The organism is Delftia acidovorans NBRC 14950, from assembly GCF_001598795.1.
Taxonomy (GTDB): domain Bacteria; phylum Pseudomonadota; class Gammaproteobacteria; order Burkholderiales; family Burkholderiaceae_C; genus Comamonas; species Comamonas acidovorans.
In genome coordinates this window covers 76215-92696 of sequence record NZ_BCZP01000008.1, presented here as the reverse complement: position 1 = coordinate 92696, position 16482 = coordinate 76215, and the positions used below count along the sequence as shown (strand labels likewise).

12 protein-coding genes are annotated in these 16482 nt (G+C 68.1%); 2 read left to right on the top strand and 10 right to left on the bottom strand.

Features of this window, described 5'->3' with window-relative positions; genetic code table 11:
- Positions 1-3: 3 nt before the first annotated feature.
- Genes DA1_RS12280 through DA1_RS29620 form a run of 6 tightly spaced genes read right to left on the bottom strand, consistent with a single transcriptional unit; the run spans position 4 to position 10227 of the window.
- The gene (locus tag DA1_RS12280) at positions 4-6402 is read right to left on the bottom strand and encodes an Hpt domain-containing protein (RefSeq protein WP_034390613.1); all 6399 of its coding nucleotides are present in this window, start codon (positions 6400-6402) and stop codon (positions 4-6) included.
- Between the two features lie 50 nt (positions 6403-6452).
- A complete protein-coding gene (locus DA1_RS12275; protein WP_034390611.1) occupies positions 6453-8702 on the bottom strand; it encodes a methyl-accepting chemotaxis protein in 2250 nt (749 codons plus the stop codon).
- 18 nt (positions 8703-8720) lie between these two features.
- Entirely contained in the window at positions 8721-9248 is a 528-nt protein-coding gene (locus tag DA1_RS12270) for a chemotaxis protein CheW (protein WP_012203503.1), read from the bottom strand.
- 15 nt (positions 9249-9263) lie between these two features.
- The gene (locus tag DA1_RS12265; protein WP_013804030.1) at positions 9264-9629 is read right to left on the bottom strand and encodes a response regulator; all 366 of its coding nucleotides are present in this window, start codon (positions 9627-9629) and stop codon (positions 9264-9266) included.
- Positions 9629-10027, bottom strand: a complete 399-nt coding sequence (locus DA1_RS12260) for a response regulator (RefSeq protein ID WP_012203501.1) — start codon at positions 10025-10027, stop codon at positions 9629-9631. Before DA1_RS12260 ends, DA1_RS12265 begins: the two co-directional genes overlap by 1 nt.
- Before the next feature lie 47 nt (positions 10028-10074).
- On the bottom strand, positions 10075-10227 hold the full coding sequence (locus tag DA1_RS29620) for a rubredoxin (RefSeq protein WP_013804031.1): 153 nt from the start codon (positions 10225-10227) through the stop codon (positions 10075-10077).
- A 115-nt stretch (positions 10228-10342) separates the two neighbouring features.
- On the opposite strand from DA1_RS29620, the gene thiD reads away from it, so the two are divergent.
- A complete protein-coding gene (thiD, locus tag DA1_RS12255; RefSeq protein ID WP_012203499.1) occupies positions 10343-11299 on the top strand; it encodes a bifunctional hydroxymethylpyrimidine kinase/phosphomethylpyrimidine kinase in 957 nt (318 codons plus the stop codon).
- 60 nt (positions 11300-11359) lie between these two features.
- A complete protein-coding gene (gene hemL, locus DA1_RS12250) occupies positions 11360-12676 on the top strand; it encodes a glutamate-1-semialdehyde 2,1-aminomutase (protein WP_373681038.1) in 1317 nt (438 codons plus the stop codon).
- Positions 12677-12747: 71 nt separating this feature from the next.
- On the opposite strand, the gene DA1_RS12245 is transcribed toward hemL, so the two are convergent.
- The 4 genes from DA1_RS12245 to purH form a co-directional block, all read right to left on the bottom strand.
- Positions 12748-13146, bottom strand: coding sequence for a hypothetical protein (locus tag DA1_RS12245; RefSeq protein ID WP_034390608.1), 399 nt, complete (start codon positions 13144-13146; stop codon positions 12748-12750).
- Positions 13147-13761: 615 nt separating this feature from the next.
- Positions 13762-14364, bottom strand: coding sequence for a DNA-3-methyladenine glycosylase I (locus DA1_RS12240; protein WP_034390606.1), 603 nt, complete (start codon positions 14362-14364; stop codon positions 13762-13764).
- A gap of 2 nt (positions 14365-14366) precedes the next feature.
- Complete coding sequence (locus tag DA1_RS12235) at positions 14367-14858, bottom strand: c-type cytochrome (protein WP_034390604.1); 492 nt, start codon at positions 14856-14858, stop codon at positions 14367-14369.
- Entirely contained in the window at positions 14858-16456 is a 1599-nt protein-coding gene (gene purH / locus DA1_RS12230; RefSeq protein ID WP_034390602.1) for a bifunctional phosphoribosylaminoimidazolecarboxamide formyltransferase/IMP cyclohydrolase, read from the bottom strand. Before purH ends, DA1_RS12235 begins: the two co-directional genes overlap by 1 nt.
- Between the last annotated feature and the right edge of the window lie 26 nt (positions 16457-16482).

The window sequence follows — 16482 nt, the reverse complement described above, 5'->3', positions numbered from 1 at the left end:
CCTTCAGGCCCCTTCGCCCAGGGGCTCGTTGTCCACCTGCTGCGCCTGCAGCGACTGCGGCGCCAGCGGGCCGCCGCTGATGCTGCCGCCCTGCAGGGAGTAGTGCTGGATCAGGCCCAGCAGTTCCTCGTCCGAGTAGGGCTTGCCCAGGTAGTGGTTGGCTCCCAGCTGGCGCGCCATCTCGCGGTGCTTCTGGGCGATGCGCGAGGTGATCATGACCACGGGCAGGTCGCGCAGGGCCTCGTCGGCGCGGATGTTGCGCAGCAGGTCGAAGCCGTCCATGCGCGGCATCTCGATGTCGGACAGCACCAGGGTGGGGCGCTCCTCGGCCAGGCGTTCCATGGCCTGCAGGCCGTCGGCCGCCAGGGCCACGCGGTAGCCTTCGCGCTGCAGCAGGCGCTGGGTGACGCGGCGCACGGTGATGGAGTCGTCCACCACCAGCACCAGCGGCACCGAGGCCGGCCCTGCGCTGGCCAGCACGGCTTCGCCGTCGCCCTGGCCTGCGGCGCGCTCGGCCTCTTCGGTCCGGGCGCGCACCTCGTCGCCATAGACGTTGGCCAGCGCCACGGGGTTGTAGATCTGCACCACGGCGCCCGAGGCCAGCACCGACATGCCGGTCAGGCCGGGCAGGCGGGCCAGCTGGGGGCCGAGGTTCTTGATCACCACTTCCTGGTTGCCCAGCACTTCGTCCACGTGCAGCGCGATGCGCTGCGCCGCGCTGCGCAGGATGACCACGGGCCGGGTGCGGCCCACGGTTTCCTCGCTGCGCAGCGAGGACTGCCACAGCGCGCCGGCCCAGTAGAAAGGCAGGGTCTCGCTGCCGTCTTCGAAGCTGTGGCTGGCATAGGCCTGCTGCAGCAGCTCCAGCGGCGCGCGGCGCACGATTTCCACCAGGCTGGCGGGCACGCCGACCAGCAACTGGCCCGCGCGCAGCATGACCACCTGGGTGACGGCGGTCGTCAGCGGCAGCACGAGGCGGAAGGCACTGCCCCGGCCCGCCTCGCTGTGGGTTTCGATGCGGCCGCCCAGCGCGTTGACTTCGGAGCGCACCACGTCCATGCCGATGCCGCGCCCGGCCACGCCGGTCACCTCGGTGGCCGTGGTGAAGCCGGGCTCGAAGATCAGGCGGCCGGCGTCCTGCTCCGTCAGCGTCTGGTCCTCGGGCCACAGGCCCTGGGCCACGGCCTTGTCGCGGATGCGCTGCAGGTTCAGGCCGGCGCCATCGTCCTCCACCGACAGCGCCACGTCGTTGCGCTCCTGGCTCAGGATGATTTCAATGGTGCCCATGGCGGGCTTGCCTGCGGCGGCACGCTGCTCGGGCGACTCGATGCCGTGGGCCACGCAGTTGCGCAGCAAGTGCTCGAAGGCCGGCATCATGCGGTCCAGCATGCCCCGGTCCATTTCAATGGTGCCACCCAGGATGTTCAGCCGCACCTGCTTGCCCATCTCCTTGGAGGTCTGGCGGACCACGGCGTACAGGCGCTCGGCCAGGGAGTCGAACTCCACCATGCGCGTGCGCAGCAGGTCGCGCTGCAACTCGCGGGCCTGGCGGCCCTGGGCGACCAGGTCGTCCTCGGCGCCGGCCATGTCGCGCTGCAGGTTGCGCTGCACGGTGGCCACGTCGTTGACCGACTCGGCCATCATGCGGGTGAGTTCCTGCACGCGCGTGAAGCGGTCGAACTCCAGCGGGTCGAAGCCCACGGCCGAGTCCTTGGACAGGGCCAGGCGCGACTGCATCTGGCTCTCGGCCTGGACCTCGATGTCGCGCAGCTGCATGCGCAGGCGCTCCAGGTTGCCGGCCAGCTCGTCCAGCGAGCCACGGGCCTGGGCCAGGCGCGCATCGACACGCGAGCGCGCAATCAGCACCTCGCCAGCCTGGCTGATCAGGCGGTCCAGCAGCTGGGCGCGCACGCGCACCGTCTGCTGGGCACCGGCGCGCAGCGGCGCAGTGACAGGCGCTGGCACAGGGGCCGCGGCCGCCGGTGATCCAGCCGCTGCCGATGCGTCGGAGGCCGCAGCCGCTGCGGGCTCGTCGTGGGAGATTTCATCGCCCAGGTCCAGCGGCGCTTCCTGCGCCTGCTCACCGGCCACGCGCAGCACGTCGAAGCCGGCCTGCAGCGCGTCGAAGCTGCCCAGCAAGGGCTCGATCTGCTCGGCGGTCGGAGATTCGCCATCGACCCGCTCCACGGCAGATTCAAGGCGGTGGGCCATCTCGCCCAGGCGCATGGCGCCCGCCAGCCGGGCACTGCCCTTGAGCGTGTGCAGGGCGCGCAGGGTTTCGTGGCGCGCCTCGTCCAGCGAGGGCCGGCCATGCCAGCGGCGCAGCGCGGCGCCCAGGCGGGGCAGCAGCTCGATGGCCTCTTCCTCGAAGATGGGGAACAGGTCGGGATCGACCTCGTCCAGCGCATCGATGTCATCGTCCAGGTCGCTGCCCACGGCCACGGCATGGGCGATGGCCTCGTCGATGCGGCGCTGCAGCTCGGCTTCGTGGCGCGCATCGTTGACCAGGGGGCGCATGGAGTAGGCCAGGGGCGCCACCGACGGTGTCTGCGCCTGGGCACCGGCGTCGAGCACGGCGTCCGTGCCATGGCTGGCTTCCTGAGGCTCCAGTTGGTCCAGTTGGTCCAGCTGCTCCAGCGCGTCCAGGCGGCTGTCCGGCGCGTCTGCGGCCTCGATGTCCAGCGCCAGCAGCGCCTGCAGGGCTTCTTCCACGCCCGGCTGGGGCGTCTTGAGGAAACCGGCGGCGAACTGGTGCAGCAGGCGCTGCACTTCGTCGGAGGCCGCCACGCAGGCGGCAACCTGGTCGGGCGTGCCACAGCGCTGCGGCTGCAGATGGGTCAGCGTATGTTCCAGCAGGCGCGCCAGATCCGACAAGGCCTTGAAGCCCACGGTGGCCGAGCTTCCGGCCAGCGAATGCGCAAAGGCGACGGCGTCGTCGGGCACGGGCTCGCCGGGCTCGGTCGCCCATTGCTGCAGCGTCAGGTCCAGGCGGCGCGACCATTCGTCGGCCTCGTTGAGGTAGACGTTGTACAGCGGCGCACTGATGCGCAGGCCATCCACGACCTTGAAGCCATCGGCGTCGATGCCGGACAGATCCTCGTCGCCGGACTCTTCGGCCTGCGGGGTTTCTGCCTCGGGCACCTCGAGCGCCTTGACCGACTCGACTGCGTCGGATGCTTCAACCGCTTCAACCGCTTCTGGCGCTTCAACCGCCTCAACCGTTTCTGGCACCGCGATCATCTCGATCGCTTCGGCGGGTGCCGCTGCCGGTGTCAGGCCCAGATCCAGGTCCAGCCCCTCGAAAGGCGCCAGGGGCACGGCGGCTTGCGGTGCTTCAGTTTCAGTTTCAGTTCCAGCTTCGGCCTCGATGGCTTCGGCTTCGATGGCGACGGCCTCGGGCAACGCGGGCGGGTCGCCCGCGACGACGGCCAGGGCCTCCTGCTCGCTGTCGCGCATGGCAGCTTCGAAGGCCGCAAAGTCCAGTTCCTCGACGGCGTCGGTGGCCAGTTCGGCAGGCGCCTCGGCGGCTTGCGGCGTCAGTGTCTCCAGCGATTCCTGAGGCGCGGCGGCCGAAGGCTGGGGGTCCGGTTCCAGCAGGTCGAAGTCCAGCGCAAAGTCCAGCTCGCCAGAGGTCTGGACGGGCTGGACGGGCTGGGCGGGCGTGGCCTGCTCGGGCACATCCAGGTGTTCTGCCTGCGGCTCCTGGGCCACGGGCGCGAATTCCTCGATTGCGGCGGGTGCGGGTGCGGGCTCGAGTTCGGGTTCGGGCTGTGCGAGGGGCTCGGCACGCGGTGTGCGCGGCACCAGGGCCACGTCGGCGCGCAGGCCTTCCAGGCGCATGGCATCGGCCGCAGCGCGGAAAGGCGTGGCCTGCCAGGCGTCGGCCTGGTGGCGCTCTATGGCCGAAGCCCAGGCGCCAAAGGCGCGCAGCGCATCGCTGGCCAGCTCCTGCATGGGCTGGGGCATGGCCTTTTGCTCGGCCAGCCAGGCGTTGAGCATCTGCTCCATGGCCCAGCCGGCTTCGCCGAATTCATCCAGGCCCACCATGCGCGAACTGCCCTTGAGCGTATGGAAGGCGCGGCGCAGCGTGGTCTGCTCGCTGAGGTTGCCCGGCTCATCGGCCAGGGCGCGCAGGGCCTGCAGGCCGTTGTCCACCACCTCGCGGGCCTCTTCCAGGAAGATGCCCAGCAGTTCGTCGTCCGAGTCTTCTTCCGAGACCGACAGGCCGGCCGGCGGGGGCACGGGCTCGGACACGGATGCAGAGACGGATTCAGAGACGGTTTCAGGCGCAGATTCGGCTGCGGGCTCTGGCTCGGCCAGGGACTGGTCCAGCTGGAAGACCGGCTCGGCCGGCGCTTCGAGGGCCTTGGCGAATTGCGCCAGTTCCGCGGCATCGGCCAGCGCGTCCTGCTCGGCGGCCGCGGGCTGCGCCAGCGGCTCGGTCGCGATGTCCACGGGAGCCGGGGGCGGCGGGGGCGGCGTGGTGGGCGCGGCAAATTGCGGCTCGGCGATGGCGTCCTGCGGCACGGGCAGCGGCTGGGCCACGGCAACGGCTTCGCGCTGCGGCGGCACGGCGGCGGTGTCCAGGGCGGGCAGTTGCTCGGGCGCCTTGCCCGCATCATCGGCCCGGTGGCCGCGACGGCCCATGAGGATGCGCAGGCCGCCTTCGGCCTCGTCATAGACGAAGAGCTTGCGCGCCATGCTGCGCTGGTAGCTCAGCATGTCGATCAGAAAGCCCATGGCGCCCAGGCTGTTGCCCAGTTTCTCGAACACCTGGGGACGTTCTGCGTCGTCGATCTCACCCAGCACCAGCCGTTCCACGGTCTCGCGCATGCGCTGCATGGCCTGCGTGGCCTGGTCCAGGCCCAGCACGGACAGCACGCCGCGCATCTGCGCCATCTGGCCCGAGACGGGTGCCAGCACGGTGGCATCGGCAGGATTGCGGAAATACTGGTCCAGGTGCCGCTCGGCCTCGGCCAGCGTGGCACGCAGCTCGCCCACGACCGAACCCATGGTCTGGTGGTCGCTGGCCTGGCGGTACAGCTCCTCCATCCAGGGCTCCAGCGGACGCGCGGGCGCGCCCTGCAGGGATTCCTCCAGGCGCTGGACCAGGTTGGCGGACTGCTCGGCCAGTTCCTCGTCGCCCATGTCCATGGTGGCAAAGGCCGCCTGCAGGTAGAGCACGGAGGTGGCCACTTCCATGGCCAGTTCGGCCGGTGGCGGCTCGCCGATGCGGGCCACGGTTTCGGCCACCTTGATCAGCATGCGCGCCAGGCCATGGCTGGCCGGGTGCAGCTTGACCAGGGATTCAGCCACCTGGGCGAACTGGTCCACCACGGTCTTGGTGCGGGCACGGTCGCCGCCGGCAAGGGCGGACCAGGTATCGGCTGCCGTGGTGATGCGCTTGCGCGCCTGCACCAGCACCGCCGGGTCGTAGCGGCCAAAGCGTGTCTGCTGGTAGTCCACCTGGGGCTGGGCCTGCATGCCGTAGGCCTGGCGCACCGCCTGCAGGGCGGCGCCAGCCTGCTCGGCAGGGCGGGCCTGGGCGCAGAAGAACAGCAGGTCCTGCAGCAGCCGCGCAGGCGGCGTGCGGTCGCCCTTGGCCATGGCCGCGTACTGCATGAGCACGCGCGAGGCCATGCGCTTGACGTACAGGTCGACCACGATCATCCCGCGCGACTGCGCGTCGAAGAAGCCGGCCGCCACCTTCCAGAAGCTGCGCGCGGTGACATCCTCGGTCTGGCCCACGGCAAAGCGCAGGCACAGGTCGCGCATCTGGGCGGCGGCCTCGCGGTCGTCGCTCTTGACCATGCGCAGCACCACGCCGTCGAGCAGGGCCCGGGCATCGGGGCCGTAGGCCAGCGGCTCGGGCTGGCGCGCCCACTCGGGCTCGCGCGCGCGGCGCTCGGCAGGCCACAGGTCGGCCGGATGCACCTTGTCGTTGCCGGCCAGCGCCTGGGTGTCACGGTATTGGGGAAACAGGGCCACGGCCGAGACGGTCTTGCCGGCCAGCACGGTTTCCAGGTATTCGATGAGCGCGAAGCTGGCACGCTCCAGCGTGGCGGCGGCCTGGTCGGTGCACAGCTCGGGGCGCTGCACAAAGCGCTGCACGGCGCTTTCCATGCCGCGCAGCACCAGGGCCGGAGAGCCCAGCCCCACCATTTCGAGGGCGCCGCAGGCCTGGTGCAGTTGCTGGCGGGCGATGCGCAGGGCCGAGGTGTCAAGCTCCTCAAGGTCCGAGGCGCGTGCCGCATCGGCATCGCGCACGAAACGGGCCACCGCCTTGCTCGCCCCTTCCAGCGACTTGCGCAGCTCATCGAGCACCCAGGCCAGCGGGCCCAGGTCCTGTTCGGTGTGCGCGGCCTGCGCCGCGCCCGTTTGCGATTCGTCAACCACTGACATGGACAGTTCCCCAAGCCCCTAGGGCCTGTGCATAGCTATGTTGGACCGGGTCAGGCAATCTTGAAACGCGCCACCGACTGGCGCAGTTCCTCGGCCATGTGCGAGAGTTCGCGCACCTGCTGTGCCGTGGTGCGCGTGCCTTCGCCCGTCTGCTCGGTCACCGCGAAAATGTGCTGAATGTTCTCGGCCACGTCGTTGGCCAGAACGGCTTCGCGCGAGGTGGACGAGGAGATCAGCTCGATCAGCTCGGCCAGATGGCGCGACACGGAGTCGATCTCGGTCAGCGCGGTGCCGGCGGAGTCGGACAGGCGGGCCCCCTCGACCACACCCTGGGTGGAGCGCTCCATGGCGGCCACGGCATCCTGGGTGTCGGTCTGAATCGCCTTCACCAGCGCCGCGATCTGGCGCGTCGCGTCGGCCGAGCGTTCGGCCAGGCGCTGCACTTCTTCGGCCACCACCGAGAAGCCGCGACCGGCTTCACCGGCCGATGCGGCCTGAATGGCGGCGTTCAGCGCCAGCACGTTGGTCTGCTCGGTAATGTCGGAAATCAGCTCGGTGATTTCGCCGATCTCCTGCGAGGATTCGCCCAGCCGCTTGATGCGCTTGGAGGTTTCCTGGATCTGGTCGCGGATGGAGTTCATGCCGCCGATGGCGTTCTGCACGGCCTTCAGGCCCAGGTCGGCAGCTTCCAGCGACTGGCGCGCCACCTGGGCAGATTCCTGCGCCTGGGTGGAGACCTCGTTGATGCGGCCGGCCATGTCCAGCACGGAGCGGCCGGTTTCGCGGATCTCGCGCAGCTGTTCGGTCGATGCGGCCAGCAGCTCGGTGGAGTTGGCATCCACCTCGGCCGTGGTCTGCGCCACGCGCGTTGCCGTGTTCTGCACGCTGCCCACCAGGGCGCGCAACTCTTCCACCGTGTAGTTCACCGAGTCGGCGATGGCGCCGGTGATGTCCTCGGTCACGGTCGCTTCCTGCGTCAGATCGCCCTCGGCCACCGACTGCAACTCGTTCATCAAACGCAAAATGGCGGCCTGGTTGGCGTCGTTGATGCGCTTGGCTTCATGCTCCTGCACGCGCGACTCTTCCTGGCGGCGTTCGGCAGCTTCCTGGCGCAGGCGGCTGTCGAGCAGCTGCACGCGGGACAGGCCCACACCGCACAGCAGCACCAGCACGGTGGCCAGGGCCAGCAGGCCCATGGGCAGCGAGCCGATGCCGGCGCCGCTTTGCAGCTTGGTCTGCAGGTCTTCCAGCTGGCGGCGCAGCGGTTCGCTGTCGGCGTTGATGGCGGTCTGTGCCTCGCGGGCGGAGACCAGGCCCTGCAGGTTGCCCAGAATGGCGCTGGCCTCGGTGCGGGTCTCTTCGTAGAGCTTGATCAGTGCCTCGATCTGCTCGCGGGTCTGGGCGTCGCGCGTGGGGGGCAGGCGCAGTTCGCTGCTGCCGCCCAGCAGGCTTTCGGAGATTTCCTTGAACGAGTTCAAGTCCTTGCCCAACAGGAACACGGCCTCGGGGCTCACGCCTTCGGCGGTCTGGAATTCGTTGGCCGACTTGCCGATACGCTGGGTCAACATCACCAGCTGGCCTGCGGCCGAGATCTCGGCGGGGCTGGCGCCCTGCTGCAGCTTGAGCGAGGAGATGGTTTCGGCGATCTCCAGCAGGTCCGAGGACTGGCGGTTGATGGTGCGCAGCGCGTCGCCGACCTGGGTCAGGATCTGCTTTTGCTCCATCACCACCTTGGCGCTTTGCTCGGCGCGTTCCATCAGCGGCATGATCTGGCCCAGCTCGTCGGCATAGGCGCCGCCCAGCGGGCGCACGCCCATGGAGTCATCGCCCGCGGTGATGGCGCGCACGTTGCGCGCCAGCACGCCCGCACTGTCTTGCACGTCCGCAAACGAAGGTGCCGCGCCGGTCAGCGCCTGCGACACCGACTTGGCAAGGCGCTGCGACTGCATCAGGGCCTGGCCGGTGGCGGCCAGCTGCTGCGCCGAGCCGTCCGCCTGGCGCAGAGCCCATGCCGCCGCCAGCACCAGGGCCAGCACGGAAACGCCCAGCAGCGTGGACAGCGTGCGCTGGTGGCGCGCGGCAGGCGCGCGGCCCAGCAGCGGCAGGACCACCGTTTCCTGGTCCAGGACTGCGCCGGCGTCGCCCGGCATGGCGTCGGGCGCGCCCTGCACGGTCATGGACGCATCGAGTGCGTACATATCCTGGGAGACGGTGTCTCCGAGCATGCTGTTGTCCGCGCCCGAGCCGGAGTCGGCCGGCTTGCGTTGGAAGCGATTTGCAAGACGTTGCAAGAATGACATGGGACGACCTTCAGAAACTCAGGCGCGAATGCTCAGAAACTCGGAGGTTTGGGACAGGCGCTGCAATTGCAGCTCCTGCCAGCGGTGGCCCGCTTCATCGATATGCACGGGGCCGAAAAAGGCGGGGGATTGCTCGGGCGCGGGCTCGGTGCGCACAAAGGCGTCGGCGCTGCGCAGGCCCTGCAGGCGGTCCACCAGCAGGGAGGCGTTCACCTCCAGCGCGGCATTGAAGGCCAGCAGGCTGGACTCGGCCAGCGCCGGTTCGCTGCGCGCCACGCCATGGCCCAGCAGGCTGGCCAGGTCGATCACCCCGGCCAGGGTGCCGCGCAGGTTGGCAATGCCCAGGAACCAGGGCTTTGTATAGGGCACGGGCTGTACGCCGGCCCAGGGAAAGATCTCGCCGGACTGGCCCAGCGGCATCAGGTAGTTGCGCCCGCCGGCCTGGACGGCCAGCCAGGCCGCCACCTTGACGCCTTCGCTGCGTGCGGCCTGGAGACGGCCGGCCAGACGGGATTGCAGATCGCGCAGTGCTTCACGGTTCGCCATGGCCAGCGCACCGCGTCAGTTCAGCGCCGCGATCTTGGCCTGCAGCTCGCCTGCATCCACCGGCTTGGTGATGTAGTCACGCGCGCCCTGGCGCATGCCCCAGACCCGGTCGGTTTCCTGGTTCTTGCTGGTGCACATGATGATGGGCAGGTCTGCGTACAGCGGGTCGCGCGTGATGGCGCGCGTGAGCTGAAAGCCGTTCTGGCCGGGCATGACCACGTCCATCAGGATCAGGTCGGGCCGGTCTTCGGCCAGGCTGCGCAGGGCTTCCTCGCCGTTCTCGGCCGTACGTACCTGCAGTCCCTGCTTTTGCAGCATGTCGGACAGAAACATCAGTTCGGTCTTGGAATCGTCCACGACCAGGACTTTGCGGATGGGCATCAAAGTGCTCCTATGGTTTGCTTGCCGAACTGCTCCACGGCCTGCAGCAGCTGGTCTTTGGTGAAGGGTTTCGTGAGGTAGTCCTGGCAGCCCACCATGCGCCCGCGCGCCTTGTCGAATACGCCGTCCTTGGACGAGAGCATGACCACGGGCGTATCGGAGAAGCGCGCGTTGCGCTTGATGATGGCGCAGGTCTGGTAGCCGTCCAGCTTGGGCATGAGGATGTCGCAGAAGATCAGCTGGGGCTGATAGTCGTTGACTTTGGACAGTGCGTCGAAGCCGTCGTCGGCCAGGAGCACTTCGTGCCCGCCCTGTTTGAGGAAGATTTCTGCGCTGCGGCGGATGGTATTGCTGTCATCCACCACGAGTACGCGCAAGGGTGCGCCCGATGTCGTCACTGAGAAACCTCCCGGAAATGTATGAGTCGGCGCGGGTGGTCCCGCGCTCAGATTTCGACCATCTCAAAGTCTTCTTTACGTGCACCGCATTCGGGACAGGTCCAATTCATGGGCACGTCATCCCAACGCGTCTGGGGTGCGATGCCATGCTCGGGGCAGCCTTGCGCCTCGTCATAGATCCACCCGCAGATCAAGCACATCCAAGTTTTAGGGTCGGTCACAGCTTAAAGGGCCTTCACATAGAATGCAACGATTGTATCTAGTCATAACCACCCGCCACGGCCTTCGCTGGCGGGGCGCAAACTGGGCTGAGCCATGGCATTGAACCCCTCCAACTCCCCCAGTCCCGACACCGAATTGGTGGACGAAACCGCTCCCGTATGCGTGCTGGTCTTCAACGCCAGCGACCCCAGCGGAGCAGGTGGCCTGTCGGCCGACATCGCCACCATCGCCTCGGTCGGCGGTCATCCGCTGCCCGTGGTCACGGGTGCCTACGCACGCGATTCGGCCAAGATCTTCGAGCATTTTCCCTTTGACGACGAGGCCGTTGCCGAGCAGGCGCGCGCCGTGCTGGAGGACATTCCCGTGTCCGCCATCAAGGTCGGCTTCGTGGGCAGCCCGGGCAACCTGGCGGCGATCGCCGAGATAGCTTCCGACTATCCCGACATCCCCATCGTCTGCTACATGCCGGACCTGTCGTGGTGGGAGGAAGACCCGCTCGACCAGTACATGGACGCCCTCAAGGAGCTTGTGCTGCCGCAAACCTCGGTGTTGGTTGGAAGCCACAGTACGCTGTGCCGCTGGCTGCTGCCCGACTGGAGCAACAGCCGCAGCCCCACGGCGCGCGACATCGCCATGGCGGCCGAGGCCCTGGAAGTGCCCTACGTGCTGGTCACCGGCATCCCCCTGCCCGACCAGTTCGTGGACAACGTGCTGGCCACGGCGCAGTCCGTGCTGGGCAACAGCAAGTACGAGATGTTCGACGCCACGTTCACCGGCTCGGGCGACACCCTGTCGGCCGCGCTGGCGGCCCTGGTGGCCAGCGGCAACGACCTGGGGCTGGCCACGCAGGAGGCGCTGGAGTACCTGGACCGCAGCCTGGACAGCGGCTTTCGCCCCGGCATGGGCCACTTCATCCCGGACCGCATGTTCTGGGCCCAGCCTGAGCCCGAGGACGAAGACGCCGAGGCCGCCGAGCCGCTCACCGAGCTTGACGCCGACACCCAAGCCATCGAAGGCTTCGTGATGCCGCCCCATGACACCAAGCATTGAGGCAGGCCACCCCCTGAGCGGCTGCGCCCTTGCTTGGCGCCTCTGGCTTGTACCCCGCACATGGCAGACTCCTGCACTATGACCACTGACCTGAATATTCCCCTGTTCGAACGCGCCAAGGCCGTGATCCCCGGCGGCGTGAATTCACCCGTGCGCGCCTTCAACGCCGTGGGCGGCACGCCGCGCTTCGTGCGCCGTGCGCAGGGCGCGCATTTCTGGGACGAGAACGCCCAGCAGTTCACCGACTACATCGGCTCCTGGGGTCCGATGATCCTGGGCCACGGCCACCCCGAGGTGATGGCCGCCGTGCAGGCCGCCGCGCTGGAAGGCTTCTCCTTCGGCGCCCCCACGGAGCGCGAGGTCGTGCTGGCCGAGAAGATCCTCTCGCTCATGCCCTCCATGGACATGGTGCGCATGGTCAGCTCGGGCACCGAGGCCGGCATGAGCGCGCTGCGCCTGGCGCGCGGCTTCACGGGCCGCAACAAGATCATCAAGTTCAACGGCTGCTACCACGGCCATGCCGACGCGCTGCTGGTCAAGGCCGGCTCGGGCCTGGCGACCTTTGGCGCCTCCTCCTCGGCCGGCGTGCCGCAGGACGTGGTCAAGGACACCGTGGTGCTGGAATACAACGACGTGGGCCAGCTCGAGGAGGCCTTCGCCCAGTTCGGCGACCAGATCGCCTGCGTGATCATGGAGCCCATTGCCGGCAACATGAACTTCGTGCGCGCCAGCGTGCCCTTCACGCGCCGCATCCGCGAACTCACGCGCGAGCATGGCGCGCTGATGGTCTACGACGAGGTGATGACCGGCTTTCGCGTGGCCCTGGGCAGCGCCCAGAGCCTGTACGCCCAGCAGATCGAAGGCTTTGCGCCCGACATCACCGTGCTGGGCAAGGTCATCGGCGGCGGCATGCCCATGGCGGCCTTCGGCGCGCGCCGCGAGATCATGGAAAAGCTCTCGCCCCTGGGCCCGGTCTACCAGGCCGGCACCCTGTCGGGCAACCCCATTGCCACGGCCTGCGGCCTCAAGACGCTGGAGCTGATCAGCGAGCCGGGATTCCACGACGCCCTGCACGCGAAGACCGGCCGCCTGATGGCCGGCTTCAAGGCCGAAGCCGACGCCGCTGGCGTGCCCTTCAGCGTGGACCACCAGGGCGGCCTGTTCGGCTTCTACCTGCTGCCCGAACTGCCCAGCACCTGGACCGAGGTCATGAAGACCGATGGCGCACGCTTCAACCGCTTCTTCCACGGCATGCTGGAGCGCGGCCACTACTTTGCGCCCGCCCTGTACGAGGCTGGCTTCGTGAGCGCCGCGCACACGGACGCGGACATCGACAAAACCATCGAAGCCGCGCGCGAAGTGTTCAAGACGCTCTGATATCCGCAGATATCTTCCCTTGCACGCCAACGCCACCAACGCCGTGATCCGGCGCTGGCGTGCAGGTCACATCACTCGTCGTCGCCCTGGTCCACGAACTCCACCAGCTCCGGCAGCATCTCCAGCTGCTGGATGGCGTCCTTGAGCCGCAGGCCAAAGCGTGATTCCGGCCGTCCGAAAGCGCCCTGCGCCAGCCGCAGCGCCGCCGTTGCCTTGATCCACTCCACCTCGAAGGCATAGCGGTCCGCATGCTGCTGGACACTCATGCGCTTGATGTGCTCCAGCGCCAGTTCCACGGCGCAGTCCACATCGATTTCACTGTCGTCCCTGTCGGGATCGTCGACCATCAGATCGATCAACTGCTGCAGCGTGCTCTGCACCAGCCCCAGCGAGGCGTGCATGGCCTGCTGCCAGGTGGGCAGAAGGGGTGGTTGGGGAGAGGTCGCCTGTGCGGCGGTGAGAGGGTGCATGTCTTGGTTCCCATATGAATCAAGAGAGCCACTCGTCACCCTACGACAGGCAACGGGTGGACGGGATGTTCGTAACACGGATACGGCCGTGCGACCATCCTTGCGGGTAGGCCCATCCCGTCCAAAACCGTTGGAGACAGGCGCGCACTAACGCATCTGCCCCAGGTATCTGGACATGACAAGACCCCCTTCAAGGTGGGGGCCGCACCTCCGTATCCGTGGTGTTACGACACACCAAGCCTTTCGGCCTGCGACAAGTGTAATGGCTGGGTATTGCAAACAAGGCCGAGCGCAGCGACGGCCCGCCCCCACTCCCCGTATGTCAGCGCCTGCGTCGGGCCGCCTGCGGGGTTGCAGTCCTGCCGAAGGACAGGACTGCCTCGTCATCTGACTCGCCGTGATTGTTTGAACGTAGCGCGCAGCGCGAAGTGAGTTCTGCGGCGAACCCCGCAGGCGGCCCGACGCAGGTTGCCCGCAGCGAAGCGGAGGGTCGCGGACATTCGGGTCGCCTTCTTTGGCCACCTTTCTTGGCGATCAAGAAAGGTGGTCGGCCGCCGGGCCGAGACCCGGCCTCGAAAAACAACCACCCGGCAGGGTCAAAAACCAGACCTCAGCTCAAGCACCAAGCAGAAACGCACCCCGCGCCCGCTCCACCTCATCCCTCACCACACACCCCAAAGCATGGTCATTGACCAACCCCATGGCCTGCATGAACGAGTAGACAGTCGTAGGCCCCACGAACTTCCAACCGAGCTTCTTCAGCTCCTTGGACAGCGCCCGAGATTCGGCCGTCTCGGACACGGGCCCGCCACCGGTCACGGGTGCAGGCGCATGGCGCCAGAAGAAGGCCGACAGCGAGCCTTGCGCCTCCACCATCTCCAGCGCCCGCTGCGCGTTGTTGATCACGGCCTCGATCTTGCCGCGATGCCGCACGATGCCCGCATCGCCCAGCAGCCGCAGCACGTCGTCTTCGGTGAAGCGCGCAACCTGGTGGAAATCGAAGCCCGCAAAGGCCGCGCGGAAGTTCTCGCGCTTGTTGAGGATGGTCAGCCAGCTCAGGCCGGACTGGAAGCCTTCGAGGCTGAGCTTCTCGAACAGGCGCCGGTCGTCGGTGACGGGAAAGCCCCATTCACGGTCGTGGTAGGCCAGGTAGTTGTCCGTGGCGGCGCACCAGTGGCAGCGCGGCCGGCCGTCAGGGGCGGTGAACAGGCGGGACATGGTCAGGACTTCCCGGGTTCGGGAGAGGGGAGGGACAGCAGCCAGGCCGCCATCTGCAGGGATTGCGCCGTATCGAGGTGCGGGTGGCGCGGCATGATGGCGCGGCCCCATTCGCCGGCCCCGCCCTCGCGGATCTTGCGCGCCAGGTAGTCGGCGGCATCTTCGCGGGCCCGGTAGCGCTCGGCGATCTGCTGGAAGGACGGGCCCACGTAGTTGCGCACCAAGCCATGGCAGCGCAGGCAGTCATTGCCTTCCACCAGGGCCTTGCCGGCGGCCAGCTGCGCGTCGGCTGTCACGGCAGCGGCGGCCGGCGCCGCATTGGCCGCCGCCGTGGTGACCCCGACAGCCGGCCCGCGCATGATGCGCCAGCCGATGTTGAAGACACCCAGCGCCACCAGCAGCATGAAGACCACGAGCGCCCAGCCCAGCCAGCGGGGCCGGTGGGGGGCGTCGTCGCCCTCGTCGTCTGCGTCAGGAGGCAGTTGGCCGGCCATCAGTGGCGGAAGTGGCGCACGCCGGTGAAGACCATGGCGACGCCGCGCTCGTTGGCGGCGTCAATGACTTCCTGGTCGCGCATGGAGCCGCCGGGCTGGGCCACGCAGGTGGCGCCTGCGTCAACGACCACGTCCAGGCCGTCGCGGAAGGGGAAGAAGGCATCGCTGGCCACGACCGTGCCCTGCAGGCTCAGCTTGGCGGCCTCGGCCTTGATGGAGGCGATGCGTGCCGAGTCCAGGCGGCTCATCTGGCCTGCGCCCACGCCCATGGTCATGCCGTTCTTGCAGAACACGATGGCATTGCTCTTGACGTACTTGGCGACCTTCCAGGCGAACAGCAGGTCCTGCAGTTCTTCGGGCGTAGGCTGCTTGACGGTGACGACCTTGAGGTCGGCCAGGGCCAGTTCATGGTTGTCGGCGGTCTGCAGCAGCAGGCCCGAGCCGACGCGCTTGGCGTCCATGGCGTTGCGGCCCTGGTCCCAGGCGCGCTCTCCACCGGCCGGCAGGGCGATCTTCATCAGGCGCACATTGACCTTGGGCTTGAAGATTTCCAGCGCCTCGGCCGTGAAGTCGGGGGCCATCAGCACCTCGACGAACTGCTTGACCACGGCCTCGGCCGCCGCCTTGTCCACCGTGCGGTTGAAGGCGATGATGCCGCCGAAGGCGCTGGTGGGGTCGGTCTGGAAGGCCTTGGCATAGGCTTCGTGCGCGTCCTTGCCCACGGCCACGCCGCAGGGGTTGGCGTGCTTGACGATCACGCAGGCCGGCTGCTCGAAGCTCTTGACGCATTCCCAGGCGGCGTCGGCATCGGCGATGTTGTTGTACGACAGCTCCTTGCCCTGCAGTTGCTCGCCCGTGACCAGGGAGCCGGGAGCCGGATACAGGTCGCGGTACAGGGCGGCCTGCTGGTGGCTGTTTTCGCCGTAGCGCAGGTCCTGCACCTTGGTGAAGTGGCCATTGCTCTGGCCGGGGAAGGGGCTGCGCTCGGGCACGTAGGTTTCGGAGAGCTTCTCGTCCTCGAACTTCACGCTGGACAGGTAGTCGCTGATGGCGCCGTCGTACTGGGCGATGCGGTTGAAGGCGGCCACGGACAGCGCAAAGCGCAGCTTGTCGGACAGCTTTCCATTGGCCTTGAGTTCACCCAGCACGGCCTCGTACTGGCCGGCGTCGGTGATCACGCCCACGTCGGCCCAGTTCTTGGCGGCAGAGCGCACCATGGCCGGGCCGCCGATGTCGATGTTCTCGATGGCGTCGGCCAGCGTGCAGCCGGCCTTGGCCACGGTGGCCTCGAAGGGGTAGAGGTTCACCACCAGCAGGTCGATGGTGTCGATGCCGTGCTCCTTGAGGGCCGCCATGTGGGCGGGCAGCTCGCGGCGCGCCAGCAGGCCGCCGTGGACCTTGGGGTGCAGGGTCTTGACGCGGCCGTCCAGCATTTCGGGGAACTGGGTGACTTCGGCCACCTCGGTCACGGGCAGGCCGGCCTCGGCCAGCAGCTTGGCGGTGCCGCCGGTGGACAGCAGCTTGATGCCCAGGGCGTGCAGGCCTTGGGCGAATTCGACGATACCGGTCTTGTCAGAGACGGAGAGCAGGGCGTTCATGGGCGTCAGTGCAGGGAGTTTGAAGA

Excerpts from the sequence above, each read along its gene's own strand:
- purH (WP_034390602.1), bottom strand. The coding sequence starts at position 16,456 with ATGAACGCCCTGCTCTCCGTCTCTGACAAGACCGGTATCGTCGAATTC.
- hemL (WP_373681038.1), top strand. The coding sequence starts at position 11,360 with ATGGCAGACTCCTGCACTATGACCACTGACCTGAATATTCCCCTGTTC.
- DA1_RS12245 (WP_034390608.1), bottom strand. The coding sequence starts at position 13,146 with ATGCACCCTCTCACCGCCGCACAGGCGACCTCTCCCCAACCACCCCTT.
- DA1_RS12265 (WP_013804030.1), bottom strand. The coding sequence starts at position 9,629 with ATGCCCATCCGCAAAGTCCTGGTCGTGGACGATTCCAAGACCGAACTG.
- DA1_RS29620 (WP_013804031.1), bottom strand. The coding sequence starts at position 10,227 with ATGTGCTTGATCTGCGGGTGGATCTATGACGAGGCGCAAGGCTGCCCC.
- DA1_RS12270 (WP_012203503.1), bottom strand. The coding sequence starts at position 9,248 with ATGGCGAACCGTGAAGCACTGCGCGATCTGCAATCCCGTCTGGCCGGC.
- DA1_RS12235 (WP_034390604.1), bottom strand. The coding sequence starts at position 14,858 with ATGGCCGGCCAACTGCCTCCTGACGCAGACGACGAGGGCGACGACGCC.
- DA1_RS12280 (WP_034390613.1), bottom strand. The coding sequence starts at position 6,402 with ATGTCAGTGGTTGACGAATCGCAAACGGGCGCGGCGCAGGCCGCGCAC.
- DA1_RS12240 (WP_034390606.1), bottom strand. The coding sequence starts at position 14,364 with ATGTCCCGCCTGTTCACCGCCCCTGACGGCCGGCCGCGCTGCCACTGG.
- thiD (WP_012203499.1), top strand. The coding sequence starts at position 10,343 with ATGGCATTGAACCCCTCCAACTCCCCCAGTCCCGACACCGAATTGGTG.
- DA1_RS12275 (WP_034390611.1), bottom strand. The coding sequence starts at position 8,702 with ATGTCATTCTTGCAACGTCTTGCAAATCGCTTCCAACGCAAGCCGGCC.